The 17,953-nt window shown below is 36.2% G+C and carries 19 protein-coding genes and 1 rRNA gene; 17 read left to right on the forward strand and 3 right to left on the reverse strand.

Going from position 1 to position 17,953, the window contains the following annotated elements; translation table 11 throughout:
* Positions 1 to 49: 49 nt before the first annotated feature.
* Positions 50 to 1,099, reverse strand: coding sequence for an NAD(P)/FAD-dependent oxidoreductase (locus tag J2Z26_RS04760; protein WP_193533984.1), 1,050 nt, complete (start codon positions 1,097 to 1,099; stop codon positions 50 to 52).
* A gap of 210 nt (positions 1,100 to 1,309) precedes the next feature.
* On the opposite strand from J2Z26_RS04760, the gene J2Z26_RS04765 reads away from it, so the two are divergent.
* The 10 genes from J2Z26_RS04765 (at position 1,310) to J2Z26_RS04810 (ending at position 9,018) form a co-directional block, all read left to right on the forward strand.
* On the forward strand, positions 1,310 to 2,152 hold the full coding sequence (locus J2Z26_RS04765) for an ABC transporter ATP-binding protein (RefSeq protein ID WP_193533967.1): 843 nt from the start codon (positions 1,310 to 1,312) through the stop codon (positions 2,150 to 2,152).
* Positions 2,106 to 3,041 carry an iron-hydroxamate ABC transporter substrate-binding protein gene (locus J2Z26_RS04770; protein ID WP_193533968.1) on the forward strand — a complete coding sequence of 312 codons (936 nt, stop codon included), beginning with the start codon at positions 2,106 to 2,108 and terminating at the stop codon, positions 3,039 to 3,041. Before J2Z26_RS04765 ends, J2Z26_RS04770 begins: the two co-directional genes overlap by 47 nt.
* A 105-nt stretch (positions 3,042 to 3,146) precedes the next feature.
* On the forward strand, positions 3,147 to 4,151 hold the full coding sequence (locus tag J2Z26_RS04775; RefSeq protein WP_193533969.1) for a FecCD family ABC transporter permease: 1,005 nt from the start codon (positions 3,147 to 3,149) through the stop codon (positions 4,149 to 4,151).
* Positions 4,151 to 5,161, forward strand: coding sequence for a FecCD family ABC transporter permease (locus J2Z26_RS04780; protein WP_193533970.1), 1,011 nt, complete (start codon positions 4,151 to 4,153; stop codon positions 5,159 to 5,161). Before J2Z26_RS04775 ends, J2Z26_RS04780 begins: the two co-directional genes overlap by 1 nt.
* Positions 5,162 to 5,335: 174 nt before the next feature.
* The gene (locus J2Z26_RS04785) at positions 5,336 to 5,824 is read left to right on the forward strand and encodes a DUF2975 domain-containing protein (protein ID WP_193533971.1); all 489 of its coding nucleotides are present in this window, start codon (positions 5,336 to 5,338) and stop codon (positions 5,822 to 5,824) included.
* Between the two features lie 10 nt (positions 5,825 to 5,834).
* Positions 5,835 to 6,047: a helix-turn-helix domain-containing protein gene (locus J2Z26_RS04790; RefSeq protein ID WP_193533972.1), complete on the forward strand. Its 213-nt coding sequence runs from the start codon at positions 5,835 to 5,837 to the stop codon at positions 6,045 to 6,047.
* A gap of 104 nt (positions 6,048 to 6,151) precedes the next feature.
* Complete coding sequence (locus J2Z26_RS04795) at positions 6,152 to 6,445, forward strand: Dabb family protein (protein ID WP_193533973.1); 294 nt, start codon at positions 6,152 to 6,154, stop codon at positions 6,443 to 6,445.
* Positions 6,446 to 6,552: 107 nt separating this feature from the next.
* A complete protein-coding gene (locus tag J2Z26_RS04800) occupies positions 6,553 to 7,101 on the forward strand; it encodes a GNAT family N-acetyltransferase (protein ID WP_193533974.1) in 549 nt (182 codons plus the stop codon).
* Between the two features lie 52 nt (positions 7,102 to 7,153).
* Positions 7,154 to 8,032: a hypothetical protein gene (locus J2Z26_RS04805; RefSeq protein ID WP_193533975.1), complete on the forward strand. Its 879-nt coding sequence runs from the start codon at positions 7,154 to 7,156 to the stop codon at positions 8,030 to 8,032.
* A gap of 218 nt (positions 8,033 to 8,250) precedes the next feature.
* Positions 8,251 to 9,018: an alpha/beta fold hydrolase gene (locus J2Z26_RS04810; RefSeq protein ID WP_209794304.1), complete on the forward strand. Its 768-nt coding sequence runs from the start codon at positions 8,251 to 8,253 to the stop codon at positions 9,016 to 9,018.
* A 194-nt stretch (positions 9,019 to 9,212) separates the two neighbouring features.
* Here J2Z26_RS04810 and J2Z26_RS04815 read toward each other — a convergent pair whose 3' ends face one another.
* A complete protein-coding gene (locus J2Z26_RS04815) occupies positions 9,213 to 9,368 on the reverse strand; it encodes a hypothetical protein (protein ID WP_193533977.1) in 156 nt (51 codons plus the stop codon).
* Positions 9,369 to 9,584: 216 nt separating this feature from the next.
* Here J2Z26_RS04815 and J2Z26_RS04820 point away from each other — a divergent pair, with 216 nt between their 5' ends.
* From J2Z26_RS04820 to J2Z26_RS04845, 6 genes are all read left to right on the forward strand, one after another.
* Complete coding sequence (locus J2Z26_RS04820; protein WP_193533978.1) at positions 9,585 to 10,526, forward strand: aminoglycoside phosphotransferase family protein; 942 nt, start codon at positions 9,585 to 9,587, stop codon at positions 10,524 to 10,526.
* A gap of 15 nt (positions 10,527 to 10,541) precedes the next feature.
* A complete protein-coding gene (gene tsaA, locus J2Z26_RS04825) occupies positions 10,542 to 10,997 on the forward strand; it encodes a tRNA (N6-threonylcarbamoyladenosine(37)-N6)-methyltransferase TrmO (protein ID WP_193533985.1) in 456 nt (151 codons plus the stop codon).
* 175 nt (positions 10,998 to 11,172) lie between these two features.
* Entirely contained in the window at positions 11,173 to 13,419 is a 2,247-nt protein-coding gene (locus tag J2Z26_RS04830; RefSeq protein WP_193533979.1) for a PAS domain S-box protein, read from the forward strand.
* 85 nt (positions 13,420 to 13,504) lie between these two features.
* The gene (locus J2Z26_RS04835; protein WP_193533980.1) at positions 13,505 to 14,359 is read left to right on the forward strand and encodes an MBL fold metallo-hydrolase; all 855 of its coding nucleotides are present in this window, start codon (positions 13,505 to 13,507) and stop codon (positions 14,357 to 14,359) included.
* Positions 14,360 to 14,528: 169 nt separating this feature from the next.
* The gene (gene yiaA, locus J2Z26_RS04840; protein ID WP_193533981.1) at positions 14,529 to 14,999 is read left to right on the forward strand and encodes an inner membrane protein YiaA; all 471 of its coding nucleotides are present in this window, start codon (positions 14,529 to 14,531) and stop codon (positions 14,997 to 14,999) included.
* A 298-nt stretch (positions 15,000 to 15,297) separates the two neighbouring features.
* Positions 15,298 to 16,536: an MFS transporter gene (locus J2Z26_RS04845; RefSeq protein ID WP_193533982.1), complete on the forward strand. Its 1,239-nt coding sequence runs from the start codon at positions 15,298 to 15,300 to the stop codon at positions 16,534 to 16,536.
* Between the two features lie 52 nt (positions 16,537 to 16,588).
* On the opposite strand, the gene J2Z26_RS04850 is transcribed toward J2Z26_RS04845, so the two are convergent.
* Positions 16,589 to 17,575: a glycoside hydrolase family 43 protein gene (locus J2Z26_RS04850; RefSeq protein WP_193533983.1), complete on the reverse strand. Its 987-nt coding sequence runs from the start codon at positions 17,573 to 17,575 to the stop codon at positions 16,589 to 16,591.
* Between the two features lie 286 nt (positions 17,576 to 17,861).
* Here J2Z26_RS04850 and rrf point away from each other — a divergent pair.
* A 5S ribosomal RNA gene (gene rrf / locus J2Z26_RS04855) occupies positions 17,862 to 17,953 on the forward strand; the annotation flags it as partial.

Consider the following 17,953-nt stretch of genomic DNA (forward strand, 5'->3'; position numbering starts at 1 on the left):
AAAAACAGTAGGCATCATCATAAAAAGATGATACCTACTGTTTTATTTTCTATTTAATTAGTTGTTGAACTAATTCTCGGTTTCTATGTTTAAACACTTCGTTATGTGATGAAACCATTCCTACCGCCGTAGCGTCCGGCTGAATGTATTGCTTTGCTTTATTTACTGCATTAGCTGCATCTTGAAATGCTCCAGCTATAAGGTTGACCTTCCCGTCATATTTTACAATATCTCCTGCAGCATAAAGCCCTTCTACAGAAGATTGGCTAGAAGAAGTTGCAGCAATAAAGTAATTATCAAGCAACTGTATATCACATTCACTCTGTTCTAGTAGAGAGGTATCTTGTTCAAAACCATGATTGATAACAATTTCATCTATTGATAAGTGACTAACTTCACCAGTTTGACTATTTGTTAGCTCCACCTTGTTGATTGTTTCTTGATTATCTGAAGCTATTAATTTTGTAATGGATGTAGTAAATAAACATTCTACAGAACTATTTAAAAGCTGTGTAATCTGGGCTTCGTGACCTGATAAGATCTCCCTACGATGTGTCAAATATACTTTTTTTGCCACAGGTTCTAATTCATTTGCCCAGTCGATGGCAGTGTTTCCACCACCTGAGATAATAACCGTCTTATCTTTGAAATATTTTAGTGACTTAACTGTGTAATGTAGGTTAGATACCTCATAACGCTCCGCCCCTTCAATATGTAGCTTTTGGGGCTTAAGGATGCCACTGCCAACCGCAACGATTACAGTTTTGGAGTAGTGAATCGTACCAGAAGCAGCATGTAATTCAAAAAGACCCTGTTCATTTTTAGATATGGACGTAACTCGCTCATTTAAGACAACTGTTGGATTAAAGGTTAAGCCTTGCTTTACAAGTTGTTCAATCAGCTTTGCTCCTGGGGTAGGAGTTAAACCTCCAACATCCCAGATCATTTTTTCAGGATAGATATGAATCTTCCCACCTAATTGTGGTTGAAACTCTATAATTTTAGTTTTCATCTCTCGAAGTCCACTATAAAACGCTGAATAGAGACCAGCAGGACCACCGCCAATAATTGTTACATCAAAGCATTCTGCATCCTTCATGCTCATTGTTAAGTCACTCCTTAGAAGTTGGTTAAGTTGAAATGTCAGTAATTTATATTCAATCTGTGAATTGTAAATATTATCCTACAAAAAGTTTTTCGATTGACGTTGACAATCATTATCAGTCGTTTTATAGTATGATAGTACACTATTTTGATAACGATTATCAATACTATTTGCGGATTTTTTTAAAACTGGAGGCTAAAAGTCATGGTACGCCTTTATACGAAGGACTTAAATGTAAGCTATGACGATCGTTTAATTGTTAAAAATCTTAGTATCGAAATTCCTGATAAAAAGATTACGACTATTATTGGATCAAATGGCTGTGGGAAATCGACCCTCTTAAAAGCGATGACTCGTATTATCTCACATCAGTCAGGAACGATCATTCTTGATGGAGAAAGCATAGCAAAAGAAAATACGAAACTGTTGGCAAAGAAGATGGCTATTCTTCCACAGAATCCTGAAAGTGCAAGTGGATTGACCGTAGGAGAATTAGTGTCTTATGGACGTTTTCCGTATCAAAAAGGGTTTGGCCGATTAACAAAGAAGGACCTTGAAGTCATTGATTGGGCACTTGAGGTTACTGGAACAGAATTCTTCAAATATCATCCTGTTGACGCACTTTCGGGTGGACAACGTCAACGAGTTTGGATCGCAATGGCCTTAGCGCAAGAAACTGAGATGATCTTTTTGGATGAACCAACTACTTACTTAGATATGGCTCATCAGCTTGAAATCTTGGAATTATTACAAAAGTTAAACCATGACCAGCAGAGAACGATAGTTATGGTGCTACATGATTTAAACCATGCTGCCCGGTTCGCTGATCATATTATCGCACTTAAGTACGGCCAAATTGTTAAGACAGGTAATGCCGAAGAGGTTATTACTCATGAGGTACTTAAGGAAGTATTCCAAATTGATGCTCTAATAGGAATCGATCCTAGAACGCATAAACCAATGTGTATGACGTACAACTTACTTAAAGGAGAAGACAAACATGAAAAAACTATTCCTACCTATTCTACTACTCTTGCTAGCTCTTAGTTTAGCTGCTTGTGGTAATGCGAAAGAAGAAACAGATGAAAAGAATGCAAATGAAGAAGTAACAAATGAAGAAACAGTATCAGAGACAAGAACTTATGATTCAGAAGCTGGACCAGTGGAAGTACCTACAAACCCACAACGTGTAATTGTTCTTGCAACATACACAGGAAATGTATTGGCTTTAGATGTTCCACTTGTTGGTGTTGATGCTTGGTCAAAGATGAATCCTCGTTATGAACTAGAGGGCATTGAAGAGGTAACAGACGAAAGCTTAGAAAAAATTATTGAATTAGAGCCAGACTTAATTATCGGTCTTTCAACAATGAAAAACGTGGATAAGTTAAAAGAAATTGCTCCAGTAGTGACATACACTTATGGAAAATTAGATTACTTAACACAACACTTAGAAATTGCTAAGCTTCTAAATAAAGAAGAAGAAGCTCAGAACTGGATTGATGATTTCAAGAAGCGTTCTGCTGAAGCTGGAGAGCAAATCAAAGCGAAAATTGGTGAAGATGCAACAGTATCAGTTATCGAGAACTTTGACAAAGAGCTTTATGTATTTGGAGACAACTGGGCACGTGGAACAGAAATTCTTTATCAAGAAATGAAGTTAAATATGCCTGAAAAAGTAAAAGAAATGGCATTAGAGCCAGGATTCTACTCATTATCTCTAGAAGTTCTACCTGAGTTTGCTGGAGATTATCTAATTGTAAGTAAAGGTGCAGAAACGGAAACATCTTTCATGGAGTCTGAAACATTTAAGAACATTCCTGCTGTGAAAAACAACCAAATGTACAGTGTTAACTCTAATGAATTTTACTTCAATGATCCAATTACACTTGAGTTTCAATTACAATTCTTTATTGATTCATTTTTAGGTAATTAATAGGTTTAAGGGGGAATTCTTACTTTGAAGAATTCCTCTTCTTCCGTTTTTATGGTATTTTTTTAAAAGTAATATCCAATCCTGTAACAGAAAAGATGAGGACCTATGAATAATCATAACCATTCCATCCCATTTACGATTAAGTTTATAGCTGGCTGTATAGTGCTTGTTTGCACCTTTTTTATCTCAATGATGTTTGGTGCAGCTGATACAAGTATACATGAGGTATGGTTGGCACTTACGTCAACTGCAAAAACAGATACAATCATTATGCTTCGCGAAATACGCTTGCCAAGAGAGATTGCTGCCGTATTTGTTGGAGCGGGGCTGTCGGTTGCCGGAGCCATCATGCAGGGAGTTACTCGTAATCCACTTGCAGATCCGAGTCTACTTGGACTAACTGCTGGGGCCAACGCAGCTTTAGCTTTAGTTATAGCTCTTATGCCTACAGCCAATTACTTCGCGATTACGATTGCCTGTTTTATCGGTGCTGCGATTGGAACCATTATGGTTGTAAGTATCGGTGCAGCTAAAAAAGGTGGTTTTTCTCCGTTTCGAATTGTCTTAGCTGGTGCTGCGGTTTCAGCCTTTTTATATGCGATTGCAGAAGGAATTGGGCTTTATTTTAAAATCACAAAGGAAGTTTCCATGTGGAGTGCTGGAGGTATTATTGGTACTACGTGGGGGCAACTCCAAATAATTGTTCCTTTTATTGTAATCGGCATTCTTATTTCTATTTTTCTCTCAAGGCAGCTTACGATTCTTAGTTTAGATGAAGAACTTGCGATTGGACTCGGACAAAATATTAGAGTTGTAAAATATGTTTTATTTATTATTGTAATTATGTTAGCGGGGGCGTCGGTAGCATTAGTTGGAAACTTAGCGTTTATCGGATTAATGATTCCTCATATTGTTCGAACAATCGTTGGTACAGACTATCGTTACATATTGCCAATGTCAGCTGTTTGTGGAGCAACCTTCTTAGTGCTAGCAGATACACTTGGGCGTAATTTAAATGCACCGTTTGAAACACCTGTTCCAGCAATTGTTGCGATGATGGGACTTCCATTCTTTCTCTTCATTGTTCGTAAAGGAGGGAAAGCATTCTAATGATACATCCAAATCTGATCAGAAAACAACGATTAACTCTACTCGTTATGCTTGTATTAATTATAGGAACTGCTGTTGTTAGTATGGGTTTAGGTTATTCATCCGTATCGTTCGATCGTATTCTTCCTACATTGTTTGGTGAGGGATCGTTTAAAGAAAGGTTTGTTATCTTTGAGATTCGCTTACCTCGTATGCTAATTACGATTCTTGCAGGGATGGCACTTGCTGTGTCAGGTGCGATTTTACAAGGAATTACGAGAAATGACCTGGCTGATCCAGGGATTATTGGAATTAACGCAGGTGCTGGTGTTGGCGTTTCATTATTCTTCTTGTACTTTCCAATTGATGCAGCAACATTTATCTATTTGCTCCCAATTATTGCGTTTGTCGGAGCATTCATAACTGCCTTTTTCATTTATTTATTTGCGTATAGTAGAAAAGTGGGATTACAACCGATACGCTTAATTCTGATTGGGGTCGGTTTTTCAATGGCCTTATCAGGAGTAATGGTTGTTCTTATCTCTTCTTCTGAACGGGAAAAAGTAGACTTTATTGCTAGATGGTTGGCAGGGAATATATGGGGGACAGACTGGCCATTTATTCTTGCGCTTGCACCTTGGCTGCTCGTATTAATTCCCTTAACTTTATTTAAAGCACATCGCTTAAATTTATTATCTTTAAGTGAGCCAGTTGCAGTAGGGGTTGGAGTACAACTTGAAAGAGAAAGACTCATTCTGTTAGTAATAGCAGTAGCACTTGCAGCTTCGGCTGTCTCGGTAACAGGAGGCATTGCCTTTATTGGCTTAATGGCTCCTCACATTGCAAAAGCACTCGTTGGACCACGAAATCAACTGTTTTTGCCAATTGCCATTTTACTTGGAGGCTGGTTACTGTTGCTCGCCGATACGATTGGTCGAAATATTTTAGAACCTGAGGGCATTGCTGCAGGGATTATGACAGCACTCATTGGTGCTCCATATTTTATTTATCTTTTATTAAAACAAAAGTAAGATTTATATTAAATTCGAATGCGCAAGGGGATATATCTCCTTGCTTTTTTTATGTGTTGAAAAAATATATGTGTGTGGCGATAAAAGAATTTGTTTATTTGATAAAATTTTATTGTTAAACGATAAATAATGTGTTAAATTCAAATTACAATATTTTAGTGAGGTGCTTTTTTAATGAAACGTTCAACAATCTTTTTAAAAATAGCTGTTTTTCTAATTGGAACTCCAGTTCTTGCTGCATGTATCTTTTTATTACCTAATTTAGCTGCTCTAGCATTTGAAGAAGCAAAAAATGGTGCACAACTGGCTTATGTCGTATTTGGCATTTTAATTGTTATGTATGTATCAACAGTACCTTTTTACTTTGCATTGTTTCAAGCGTTTAAGCTTTTAAGTTATATTGATAAAAATCAGGCGTTCTCGGAGTTATCGGTAAGTGCTCTTAAGAAAATCAAGTACTGTGCCCTAACAATTAGTGGTCTATATGTCCTAGCTCTTCCGTTGGTTTTTATCATCGCAGAGTGGGACGATGCACCTGGGCTGGTTCTAATCGGAATGGTTATCCCTGGAGCATCTTTGGTTATTGCAGTCTTTGCGGCAGTTCTCCAACGACTACTGCAAGAAGCAATTAATATAAAATCAGAAAATGATTTAACGGTCTGAGGTGAAGGAAATGGCGATTATAATAAATATTGATGTGATGCTAGCTAAAAGAAAAATGAGTGTAACAGAACTATCTGAAAGAGTTGGAATTACAATGGCTAATCTTTCTATATTGAAAAATGGTAAAGCAAAAGCAGTTCGGCTTTCGACTCTAGAGGCAATTTGCAAAGCACTAGACTGCCAACCTGGAGATCTTTTAGAGTACAGAAGTGACGAAGAATAATATACGGAAAATGGTAAGTCAGCTTAAGCTTGGTTAATTGAAAAATAAATCTCTGACAAGTAAAATAAAGAAGTCATAAAATTAATAGAATAGAGGGTTTTTATATGATCCAACGTACTGTATTAGTAAAGTTTGCGGAAACCACAACTCAGGAGCAACTTGTAGAAGTTGTTAGCCGTTTCAAGGCTTTAGAAAATGTTTTAACTGGAATAGTTGAAATTCAAGCAGGTCTGAATGTAGCTGAAAAAAGTAAGGAATTCCAAGTGGTCCTGATGGTTCGCTTCGAGAATCAGGCTGCACTAGATGCATATACTGCTAATGAAGATCATCAGGCTGTTGCAGCATTTATCCGTGAAGTTGGCCGGGTCGATAGTATCGGAGTAGATATCGAGATTTAGTACCACCCAAACATTTATAATAGGTAGCCATACTTCAAGAAGGAAGTATGGCTATTTGCGTGGAAGTATTAGGGATGTGAAGTAGAGAAAAATATGGAGTGGATAAAATGATAAATTTAGCTGATAAGCCAACTATTTTAGGAGAAAAGGTCATACTTAGACCATTTACAGAAGATGATATTCCTTATTTAGAAGAATGTCTAAAGGATCCTGAAGTAATAAAACTTACAGGAAGTTCAGCTGATCTTGATAGAGAAACGTTTTTAAATTGGTATAGAACTAGAAATGAACAAACCGATCGATTAGACCTTGCCATTGTTGACCAATCTCAAGGTATCTTGGTGGGAGAAGTTGTTATCAATCTCTATGATGAAATATATAATAGTATGAATTTTAGGATTCTGATTGGACCTAGAGGTAGAAATCGGGGATTGGGAACGGAAGCTACGAAGCTTATACTAGACTACGTTTTTACTAACACACAGATAAATCAAATTACTTTGAGTGTCTTTGACTTTAATCCAAGAGCAAAGTATGTGTATGAAAAGATGGGGTTTGTTGTGGAAAGTATAGATGAAAATGATTTGGAGTATGAAGGTGAATGGATAGATTCTATTAATATGAAATTGACAAGGGAAGCTTGGAGGAGTAGATAGTCTGGATCCTAGCCGTATTCGGACAGGAAAGAGAGGAAACGAGACAAGTTAAATGAATAATGTTATAGAAGCTGTTGAATTTAAATTTAAGTGCGCCAAATACCACTACCAGCAGTCACTTAAAGTCATGCTCGAATTAAAAGAAGAAAATATCCATATCTTCATTAGTGAATTCTGTGGGATGATGGAATCATTACATAGTGCAATTGAGATAGCGAATGCTTGTACATATAAACAAAGTCCAGCTGATGCTATTGCTTTTAGAAAATCTTTAAAAGCGATTGAAATTGCTGAATTGGAGTATTTGGAGCAGTTCTTGAAGGCTAATCGGAAAGGGAACGTATTTGAGTTCCTTGACGAAAAGACAATACAAATTATTCCTATACCGAAGAAAACCCAAATGGGAAACTATGAAATGCGCAATGTTGAGACTTACATAAAGGAAATAATGGAATGTGCTGAAAGGGTAATATATGAGTTTATACATATATACAGTAAAAGTACAATTCATTTCGATCAATCATGGCGCATACTGGATATGAATCGGGCCTCTATTTTATGTAAGGAATGTGGAGGGGTTGTTACCAGTATCTTGGGTCATATCGGAAATTTAAATGAAATCTCATTGAAGGAAAAAGCACATCTTCTCCCGCAGCGGAGCTATGTCTATGGGCACGAGTTGATTCAGGCTGATCTTTTACCATGGGGTGGAGCCAATGAAATTTCAGAGAATGAAATTATTGTACCTATTGAAACCCTTAGTTTTGATGTGAAGAAAGAAGGGGCTACTGGCTGCTGTGGCCCAGATTCCTCTGAGTTCAATATATATTGTATAAATGGGCATGCAGTTGGAAAAGAAGCTGCCGATTGTTGGATGCCTCATTTTATACGATTTCCTTTAAGTAGAGTTATAAGAAATGAAGTTTTATAGCTTAAAGGGGCATTACCACATCAATGGGTAATGCCTTTTCTCATACTAGAAGCTAGCTAGTTTTATTTATATGGACGCTTTTTGAGCATGGAATCTTTCAAAAATACGATTCATAAAATAGACTAGTATTGAATTGAGTAGTAGAAAGTGGAAACAAGTCCGAATGCAAGTCTCATTCGGACAGGTAGATTGCAACAATTGGAGGTTAAATAATGGAGATGCATTATCGATCGTGGGGAGACCCCAAAAAACCAACCATACTGCTACTGCACGCCCTTGCTTGTCATAATGGCTGGTGGAAATGGGTAGCACCTTACTTGGAAAAGGAGTTCTATTTAGTTGCCCCGGATTTACGTGGTCACGGTTTGAGCCCTTGGGCGGATAGTTATCGTTTCGAGGATTACGCAATGGATATAGAAAAACTTGCTAGAACGTTTGAAGGACCTTATGCCATAGTGGGGCACTCAATGGGTGGCTACGTTGGTCTAAAAGTAGCTAGTCGGGGAGTTTGTCCCCCTTCAGCTTTAATGATCGCCGATATGAAAATCGACTCGCCGGATGAGGAATTAGCAGGTCTACATAAAGCTGCTCAAAAGAGTGGACGCACCTATGAGACCTTGCAAGACGCTGTGGTTCAGTATAAATTACTTCCACCAAAGCATACAGCCCCGATGGACCGGATAGAGGAAATTGCTAAGGAGTGTTACCGTCAATTGGAGGATGGACACTGGAGAGAGCGGTTTGATAGACGTGCCTTAGCCATTGAAAAGGTTGAATCCATCAAATTATCTAGTCAGATAAGCTGTCCAACCTGGATTGTTCGAGCAAATGAAAGTGTAGTAATGCCGGCTGAGGGTGCCGAAGAACTCACTCGTATCACCAATGGGCAATTGCAAGAGATGGAAGGGGCGTGTCACCACCTGCCATTGGAAGTACCCGAAGCGTTTGCTACACTGATTCGAAGCTTTATGGCCAAGCTTAGGTAATAATTTAAAATACAGAATGGGTATTTACACTAGACTTACGATGTTGTAGTATGCACGAACCATGAAATAATAAATAGTTCAGTTTAGAAGTGGAACATGTAGGTTGTCCTTCAAAATTGAACTATGGTCGGCTTGTTCCTGATTTTCACGTGAGTTATAACACTAGTTAATGAAGAATATACATATTGTTGATTTTAATCTCTCATTGCTCCTGCCTTGCGCGAAGTCATTGCACCTTGGCCTTCATTAACATCTTTTTGAATTTCTTGCTTTACTGTTTGTGCATCAGTTCCCGCATATTCTGGTTTCATAATTGAATCTACATTTACTTTAGTTTGTTGATATTTCATATTAGACCTCCTCAAAATATTATTTCTCAAATCTTATTATTTACAAAGAAAGTGGTTTTAAGTACATTACTTAAAATGATGTTCTCTTGTAGAGAAATATAATAGAGGGTAGTCAGAAGGATTATACCTTTTTGTGTTGAAATAATTGTTTTAAGTTCAACACAAAATAATTCTTTTGTGTGGGATATCTTTACTGAAAATAAGGAGATAAAAACTATGCTTTTGTCAGATCTAAAGTACGAAGAGTATAAATTATTAAATGAGGATAATAGCTTTTGGGATCGTAAAATGATTGCTATTATCCAACAGGAAAACATATCTGAAGGAAGGTTAACTCGTTTTTCTTACGGTTCAAATATTGTTTATAGCTATAACGGTGAGTTAGTCATTAAATTGTATCCTAGTTATTTTAAGAATGAATTTGAACGTGAATTAGAAGTATTGAAAAATATTGAAAATGGCATAATCTTTGTTGAAATACCAAGGTTACGCTCTGTTGGTTCCTATGAAGGCTGGGACTATCTTATCATGAGTGAACTAAAAGGAACACTATTGATTGATTTGTGGGACAAACTTACGATTGAAGAAAAGAAAGAGTGTAGTATTGATTTAGGAAAAGTCATCCGTGAGTTTCATTCCATTCCAAGTGACAATTTTAAAACGATAGATGTAGATTGGCAGTCATTTATAAAAACTCAATATTTTACTATGATTGATAACCAAAAAAAGTCCAATTTACCTCAGAAGTTTTTTGAGACTTTAGAAGAGTATGTGGATGAGACTTATATAAATTACCATCCTACACCTAAGTTGTTAACTGGAGAGTACACTCCATTTAATTTGCTTTTTAATAAAGAGAATCATAATTGGAAGCTAACAGGAGTAATTGATTTTGCTGATTGCTTTTTAGGAGATCCTGAATATGATTTACTAGGACCGATCCTTTTTATGTTTAACGGTAATAAGGAGTTAACAACGTCATTTTTACTTAGCTATGGCTTTAGAGAAGAAGAGCTTACTGATTCGTTTCGAAAAAAGCTCATGACTTACACACTCCTCCATCGTTTCAGCAACATAGAGTACTATATTTCTAGAAATCCTGATGCGTTGAAATGTAATAACTTTGAGGAATTATCAAGACAGCTTTTTAAATTTTAAGGGGGATAAAAGATGTTGATGGAACTAAAACCAATTGCCTTTATTAAAAGTCCTAGGAAGATTCCGGAGGATGATCATTGGGGAGATATTAACTCTATTATTACTTTGGCAGATAACATGCCTCAAGAAAGTCTTCAAGGAATAGAACTTTTTTCTCATGTTGAAATTATTTTTTACTTTCATTTAGTAGAGGCTGAAAGAATTGAATATGGTGCTAGACATCCAAGAAATGATGAATCGTTACCTAAAATGGGTATCTTTGCACAAAGAGGGAAAAATAGACCAAACAGATTGGGAGTAACTACTGTAAAAATTATTAAACGTGAGGGTAATTCTCTTTATGTGAGCGGATTGGATGCCATTGACGGTACCCCGGTAGTTGATATCAAACCGGTCATGAAGGAATTCTTACCAAGGGAATCAGTAGAGCAACCTACTTGGGTATCAGAGATTATGAGAAACTATTGGTGAGATGGGTGAGTAAAGTTGATACAATGGTTAAGGAATAAGTACTGACCTATTGGGGATTAGTACCTTTTTTGTGTCCTTTTTTCAAACTTTGGATGAATTTTGAAGTGGAAAATTGTCGATTTATGTTATATTTTAGAATAAGACTTTATTACATAGTTATAAAATGAGGGATGATATGGCAATAGATCTATTAAACAACCTTGCTATTACAGCTGCACTTTTGTTCATTGCAGGGAAGTTTTTCGAAAATAAACCACTTGATTTAGATGCTACTTTAAAAACTAGATTGTATGGCGGACTTTGGGCAGGGATTTTAGGTTCATTATTAATGTTAAGCACGATACAAGTAACAGAAACAGTTATTTTAGATTTAAGGCATTTGGCAATAGTTATTGTAGCTGTTTATGGTGGTCCTGTTTCTGCTATAGTAGCGGGAATTATTATTGGTTCAATGAGGATCCTTTTGTTTGGGATAAATAATGCATCTATAGTAGGGTGTTCTATTGCCATTATTATGGGTGGAATTATTGGCTATATTGCTACATTTAACATGCGAAAAATCTATAAATACATCCTAATGAACAGTGCCTTTGTTATTACTAATTCAATCGCATTAACAATACTTATAGCTAACCTGGCCGTTTCTCAAAAGACCTTACTATATTACATTCCAATTTCCATTGTTGGTGGCTTATTTTCCTACTCAATCGTTGAATATATTCGAAAATCAAACGTAAATCAACGGAACATGAAATATTATAAAATGATGGCTGATAATTCAACCGATATTATATCTACGCACAATATAGATGGTACCTTTAAATTTTTATCTCCTTCATGTGAAACAATATTAGGATACAATCAAAAGGAATTAATAGGGAAAACCCCAACTGAATTTCACCTATCTGAAGATTTTAATAAAGTTACTGAATCTCACAAAACCGTAAGTAACTCTTTAAGTCCATATACTGTGGAATATCGCTTTAAACGAAAAGATGGAACAATCATTTGGTTAGAAACTACATCTAAGCAAATGACTGACTCACCGAGCTCACAGAAGGAAATTATTTGTCTTTCTAGGGATATTACAGAGCGTAAGGTAATTGAAGATGCGTTGAAAGAAAATAAGGAACGTTTTAGTAATTTAGTTAAACATATGCCTAACCCAATGATTGTGCATAAAGATAACAAAATCATTTTTGCCAATGAACAAGCTAGTAAATTAGGAAAATATTCTGTCGATGAGTTGGTTGGGAAATCAATTTTTGATTTTATTCAAACAGAGTATCATCCAAAAACAATAGATCATATAAAAGGCTTATATGAAGGGAAACATGACCCGAATACCCTGGAATTTAAAATGAAAACGTCTACAGGTCGTTATTTAGATATTGAGGCGACTAGTAAATATATTCGCTACAATAATGAAGGGGCAATTCAAGTTATCTTTCGAGATGTAACTGAGAAAACGAGGCTTGAAAGAGAACTAAAGGAAACTCATGATCGCTTTACCTTTATAACGGAAAATTCAAAAGACGTAATTACAATATTAGAAGGTGACGGAGTTGTCAGGTACATTTCACCAGCTTGTGAAAAGTTGTTTGGATATACAGTAACAGAATTTGTTGGAAAGAACGTATTCCAATATATTCACCCAGATGACATTGGAGAAATAATGAGTCTCCAACAGCAATTTGCTAATTTACAAAAAGAATTTGTTTCAATCACCTATCGTTACCAAACAAAAAATAAAGATTATATTTGGCTAGAAACGGTTGCTAAAGCTGTTCGAAACGATAATCAATTAGAAAGTATTTTGCTAGTAACAAGAGATATAACAAGCCGACAAGAACAAGCAATTGCACTTGAGGAATCAAACCAAATGCTGCAGAGACTATCAATGTTGGATGGCTTGACAGAAATTCCGAATAGACGCTACTTTGATATAAAGCTAGCAGAGGAATGGAATAATAGTAAAAGAACGAGAATCCCAATATCTATTATTCTATTAGATATTGATTATTTTAAAAAATACAATGATGAATATGGGCATTTAGAAGGTGATGATTGTTTAAGAAGAGTAGCAAGCTTATTAACTACCACGTTGAAAAGACCGAGAGATTTTGTCGCCAGATATGGTGGAGAAGAATTCGTTGTCATTCTTCCTGAAACAGATGTTGATGGAGCAATGACTGTTGCTGAGCACTTAAGAAGTAATATTAGAGCGGAAAATATTCCTCATAAAAAGTCAAAAATAGATCATAATGTAACAGTAAGTCTTGGATGTGCTACAGTTATAGGTACTGAAATGGATACACCTGAAGAATTGGTGGAAATGGCTGACAAAGCCTTATACAAATCAAAACAAACCGGGAGAAATTGCGTTACTCAATTTACAGAGCACTCGAAAATAGGAGTTTAATAGGTAAGAAAGGAGAAAGAGACCAAGTCATAACTTTTATTGGTCTCTTTATTCTTATACAGAGCAATGATGGGAGGATATAACTATGCAGGAATTAAAAAGAATTGGAAGTTCATTTTGGTATATGACACCCGTTTCAGAGACAGACCGACCAATTTTAGGAATGGTAGTGGGGAAAGATAGGACTTTGATGATAGATGCTGGGAATTCTGAATCACATGCAAACTTGTTTTTAGAGATGTTAAAAAAGCATAATCTATCAAGACCAGATTTAATGGTAATCACACATTGGCATTGGGACCATATATTTGGACTCTCTGCATTAAAGAATGTGCTATCTATATCCTCTTCTGAGACAAAAAAAGAAATCGAGAAAATGACCTCCTACAAATGGACAGACAAGGCCTTGGATGAGCGAGTGAAAGAAGGCGTAGAAATAGATTTTTGTGCTACTTGTATTAAAAAAGAATTTGGTGATCAAAGGAATATTCATATCCAATTACCTTCCCTAACGTTTGATAAGCAACTTGAAATAAATCTTGGTAACGTGACTTGTTTGGTAAAACATGTAGGAGGCGATCATTCTCAAGATTCCGTTGTCGTTTATATTAAGGAAGAAAAAATATTATTTTTAAGTGATTGTATTTATCCGGACATCTATTCTTCAAAGAGAAACTATACAACTGGAAGAACACTAGCATTAATAGAAGAACTTGAAAAATTCGATGCACAAATATATATACTCTCACACTGGAAACCTATTAGTAGAGACGAATTTTTGAAAGAAGTTCAGATGTTAAAAACCATAGGAATCTATACTGAAAAATATAAGGGTGATAGAGAGAAAATAAAGTTAGAGTATAAACAAAGCTTAGATAGAGAGCTAAATGAAGACGAGCTGGAAACAGTAGAGTACTTCGCAAACGGTTATCGGTTATGAATTGGTTAAAAAGTAATGCCAACTAAATTTAAGTAGGGATAGGGGTGTTAATCACAGATTAATGCTCTTTTTTTAATGCTTTGTAAGGAAAAAATAGATAACAGTAAATTAGACTTATATGGTAAAATTGATAAAAAATGTTAATTGGAAGATGGAGGCAAAATATTCAATGTCTAATGAAAATGAGGTTGTATTAGATAAAGGAAAACCAAACGATTCTAAGGTAAAAGTGGAAAGGAAAGACGGAGAGCCAACTGCAGCCTTTAAAGGTGCTTCTTGGGCTGCATTATTAATAGGAGTTACATCTTACCTTATTGGGTTGTTCAACGCATCGATGGAACTAAACGAAAAAGGGTATTACTTTGCAGTTTTAGTTTTTGGGCTTTATGCAGCGGTATCCTTACAAAAAGCAGTTAGAGATAAAGAAGAGGGGATACCAGTTACAAGTATTTACTATGGTATTAGCTGGTTTGCACTGATTACATCTATTTCTTTAATGGCCATCGGTTTATATAATGCAGGAAGCATTGTTTTAAGTGAAAAGGGCTTTTATGCGATGGCATTTGTTCTTAGTTTATTTGCAGCCATAACAGTGCAAAAGAATGTTAGAGATACACAGAGGGCTAGAGAAAGAGATTGAGTTAGAGATGAAAAAAATTGGCCGAATTCCAAAGAATAATGAACAAATCAGTCTTAGTAAGACAAATACGATTTATGTTATTAAAACAATTTTTTTACGGACTAGTACTAGGATTCGTTATTAGAGAATTGCTTTTAAGATTGTAATTGAAGAAGACACATAAATAATTTTAGTTTAAAAAGCCCAGATAACGTTGATTTATCTGGGCTTTTTGTTTGCGGATTATTATAAATAAATGTTCCTATCATCACTAAACTTCCATATATATAGATTAAAAGTCTAACAGGAGTAGATCTACATGGATAAACAAAATAGTCGGTTTAGATGGGTTGTATTTGCTTCTGTATTGTTTACTTATATTTTGATGTCGAGCCAACGAACAGCTCCGGGTTTGATTACGGACCAAGTCATGCTTGATTTTAGTGTAACAGCAACAACCATAGGGTTACTAACAAGCATCCAATTTTTTGTGTACACAGGCTTGCAAATTCCAATGGGGTTACTGGCTGACCGATTTGGTCCTAATTTTTTTCTAATTATAGGTGCTTTCCTAACAGGGATAGGTACGATCATCTACAGTCTTGGAACACATGAACTTGTTCTGTTTATTGCAAGAATCTTGACTGGAGTTGGAGATGCAACAATATGGGTCAATATGGTGTTGATTCTAAGCCTATGGTTTAATGCAAAGGAATTCACAAAGCTCATTGGGATAGCAGCCATGACAGGGAGCCTTGGCTTCCTTTTAGCGACATTTCCTTTTGCTATATTGATTGACAAGTTGGGGTGGAGAGCTGCGTTTTTTTCTACAGGACTACTGCTCTGTTTATGTGGCATACTCCTTTATATTGTACTTGTAAAAAAGCCGAATCAACCGGTCTTTAGTAAACTTGAAAAAAAGCGCGAAAAGACATTCGTTTTACTAAAAAGAATATTTTCAAATCGACAGGCATGGGCTTTATTCATGTGTCACTTTGGGATTGTTGGTACGTATGTTGGATTTATCAGTTCCTGGGGAGTTCCCTTTGGGATGACCGTATATGGAATGACAAGGTCAGATGCCAGTCTTCTAATCATGCTTGGCTTAATCGGTGCCCTTATCGGTGCTCCTTTAGCAGGCTGGATTTCCAGTCGGTTAGAGATGATAAAAAGGCCTTACATTGTTGTTCATCTCTTACTATTACTTAGTTGGTCAATCTTTCTGTTTTTTAACGGAAACCCACCATTTGTCTTGCTAACAACTCTATTCTTTATTATAGGGGTATCATATGGGGCAAATGCCTTAACATTTGCTGCCGTTCGCCAATCTTTTCCTATAAAAGAGTCAGGCATTGTATCAGGGTTTGCTAATACGGGTGGATTCTTAAGTGCTGTATTACTACCAAGCTTTTTTGGAAAAGTATTGGATTTTTTTGAGGTATCAGGGAATTTAAATGCTGGATACCACTATGGCTTTATCATCCCAGTGATTTTTTCCATAGTAGGCTTGATTGGCGTGTTTTTAATAAAAGAGCAATGGGAGGTACAAGAGGGATAAGCTATAACTGCAAAGAGTCTGACCCGAAAAGTGAGGGCCAGACCTTTTTGCTTTATTTTTCACCATAAGGGTTAATCGTTTGAATCGTACCGTCTTCGTTATAGGTAAGCTCACTAAATTTTACAGAGCGCTTATGGTCCACGCCACCTGATAGTGAGCAGTCATGGTAGAACAGATACCACTTGTTGTTAAACTCTACAATTGAATGATGTGTCGTCCAACCACTGACAGGTGTAAGAATTGTCCCTTTAAAAACGAATGGTCCTTGAGGATTTTCACTTACAGCGTATACAATTTTATGTGTCGTACCTGTGGAATAGGAAAGATAATATAGCCCATTGTATTTATGAACCCATGGACCTTCAAAAAATCTACGGTCTTCATCACCCGCAAGAATTGGATTTCCAAGTTCATCTATAATTGATATTTCCTGAGGCTCACTTTTAAAGGTGAGCATATCGTCACTTAACTCAGCTACTATTGGCCCCAAAGCAGGTTCAGATGGTTTTGGTCCTTCAGCATCTGAAAGGAATATTCTAGTTTGCCACTTTTCCAACTGTCCTCCCCATAGACCACCGAAATAAATATAGGATTTTGAATCTACATCCACTAATACAGCAGGATCTATACTGAAGCTACCCGGTATGTAATCTTTCTCAGCTGTAAATGGCCCAGCAGGATGAGAACTAGATGCTACACCAATTCTAAAAATACCATCTTTATCTCTTGCGGGGAAAAACAAGTAATACGTATTGTTTTTAAAAGCAGCATCCGGTGCCCAAAGCTGTTTACTTGCCCAAGGAATATCTTTTAAGTGTAGGGCTTCACCATGATCTACGCATGGACCATTAAGATCTTCCAATGATAAAACATGATAATCCTCCATTTTATATTGGTCACCATTATCATTTGAAGGACCATCATGATCAAGGTCATGTGAGGGGTAAATATAAAGCTTTCCTTCAAAAACATGTGCAGAAGGGTCTGCAGTAAAAATATGCGTAACTATCGGTTCATTCGGTTTAGTTTCTTTCCCCATCCTTTTCCCTCCATTAACTAATATTAGTTGCTTTCAATACAAGTATAAAGGAAAAGAGTGGACTTTGTATATCCATTGAACTAACTTTTATGTATAAGATTATTATGATGTAATCTTACAAAGGTCTGAAAACAATTTGTTTTTATTGACCTAACACATCAACAACTATTTTCTTTAGTAATAAATATAGTGATCCGTTGTGTATTCAGGAGTCTTTGAATAAGAAAATATTTCCACTTGTATTTAATCATATAAAGGGTATATAATAAATTTTGTTCTTAGTAAGTCTGGTGATTAAGGCGAAGAGGTCACACCCGTTCCCATGCCGAACACGGAAGTTAAGCTCTTCAGCGCCGATGGTAGTTGGGGGTTTCCCCC

The organism is Cytobacillus luteolus, from assembly GCF_017873715.1.
Classification (GTDB): Bacteria; Bacillota; Bacilli; order Bacillales; family Bacillaceae_L; genus Bacillus_BV; species Bacillus_BV luteola.

Bases quoted from the DNA above. Each gene is read 5' to 3' on its own strand.
- J2Z26_RS04760 (WP_193533984.1), bottom strand. From the start codon at position 1,099: ATGAAGGATGCAGAATGCTTTGATGTAACAATTATTGGCGGTGGTCCT.
- J2Z26_RS04765 (WP_193533967.1), top strand. From the start codon at position 1,310: ATGGTACGCCTTTATACGAAGGACTTAAATGTAAGCTATGACGATCGT.
- J2Z26_RS04770 (WP_193533968.1), top strand. From the start codon at position 2,106: ATGAAAAAACTATTCCTACCTATTCTACTACTCTTGCTAGCTCTTAGT.
- J2Z26_RS04775 (WP_193533969.1), top strand. From the start codon at position 3,147: ATGAATAATCATAACCATTCCATCCCATTTACGATTAAGTTTATAGCT.
- J2Z26_RS04780 (WP_193533970.1), top strand. From the start codon at position 4,151: ATGATACATCCAAATCTGATCAGAAAACAACGATTAACTCTACTCGTT.
- J2Z26_RS04785 (WP_193533971.1), top strand. From the start codon at position 5,336: ATGAAACGTTCAACAATCTTTTTAAAAATAGCTGTTTTTCTAATTGGA.
- J2Z26_RS04790 (WP_193533972.1), top strand. From the start codon at position 5,835: ATGGCGATTATAATAAATATTGATGTGATGCTAGCTAAAAGAAAAATG.
- J2Z26_RS04795 (WP_193533973.1), top strand. From the start codon at position 6,152: ATGATCCAACGTACTGTATTAGTAAAGTTTGCGGAAACCACAACTCAG.
- J2Z26_RS04800 (WP_193533974.1), top strand. From the start codon at position 6,553: ATGATAAATTTAGCTGATAAGCCAACTATTTTAGGAGAAAAGGTCATA.
- J2Z26_RS04805 (WP_193533975.1), top strand. From the start codon at position 7,154: ATGAATAATGTTATAGAAGCTGTTGAATTTAAATTTAAGTGCGCCAAA.
- J2Z26_RS04810 (WP_209794304.1), top strand. From the start codon at position 8,251: ATGCATTATCGATCGTGGGGAGACCCCAAAAAACCAACCATACTGCTA.
- J2Z26_RS04815 (WP_193533977.1), bottom strand. From the start codon at position 9,368: ATGAAATATCAACAAACTAAAGTAAATGTAGATTCAATTATGAAACCA.
- J2Z26_RS04820 (WP_193533978.1), top strand. From the start codon at position 9,585: ATGCTTTTGTCAGATCTAAAGTACGAAGAGTATAAATTATTAAATGAG.
- J2Z26_RS04830 (WP_193533979.1), top strand. From the start codon at position 11,173: ATGGCAATAGATCTATTAAACAACCTTGCTATTACAGCTGCACTTTTG.
- J2Z26_RS04835 (WP_193533980.1), top strand. From the start codon at position 13,505: ATGCAGGAATTAAAAAGAATTGGAAGTTCATTTTGGTATATGACACCC.
- yiaA (WP_193533981.1), top strand. From the start codon at position 14,529: ATGTCTAATGAAAATGAGGTTGTATTAGATAAAGGAAAACCAAACGAT.
- J2Z26_RS04845 (WP_193533982.1), top strand. From the start codon at position 15,298: ATGGATAAACAAAATAGTCGGTTTAGATGGGTTGTATTTGCTTCTGTA.
- J2Z26_RS04850 (WP_193533983.1), bottom strand. From the start codon at position 17,575: ATGGGGAAAGAAACTAAACCGAATGAACCGATAGTTACGCATATTTTT.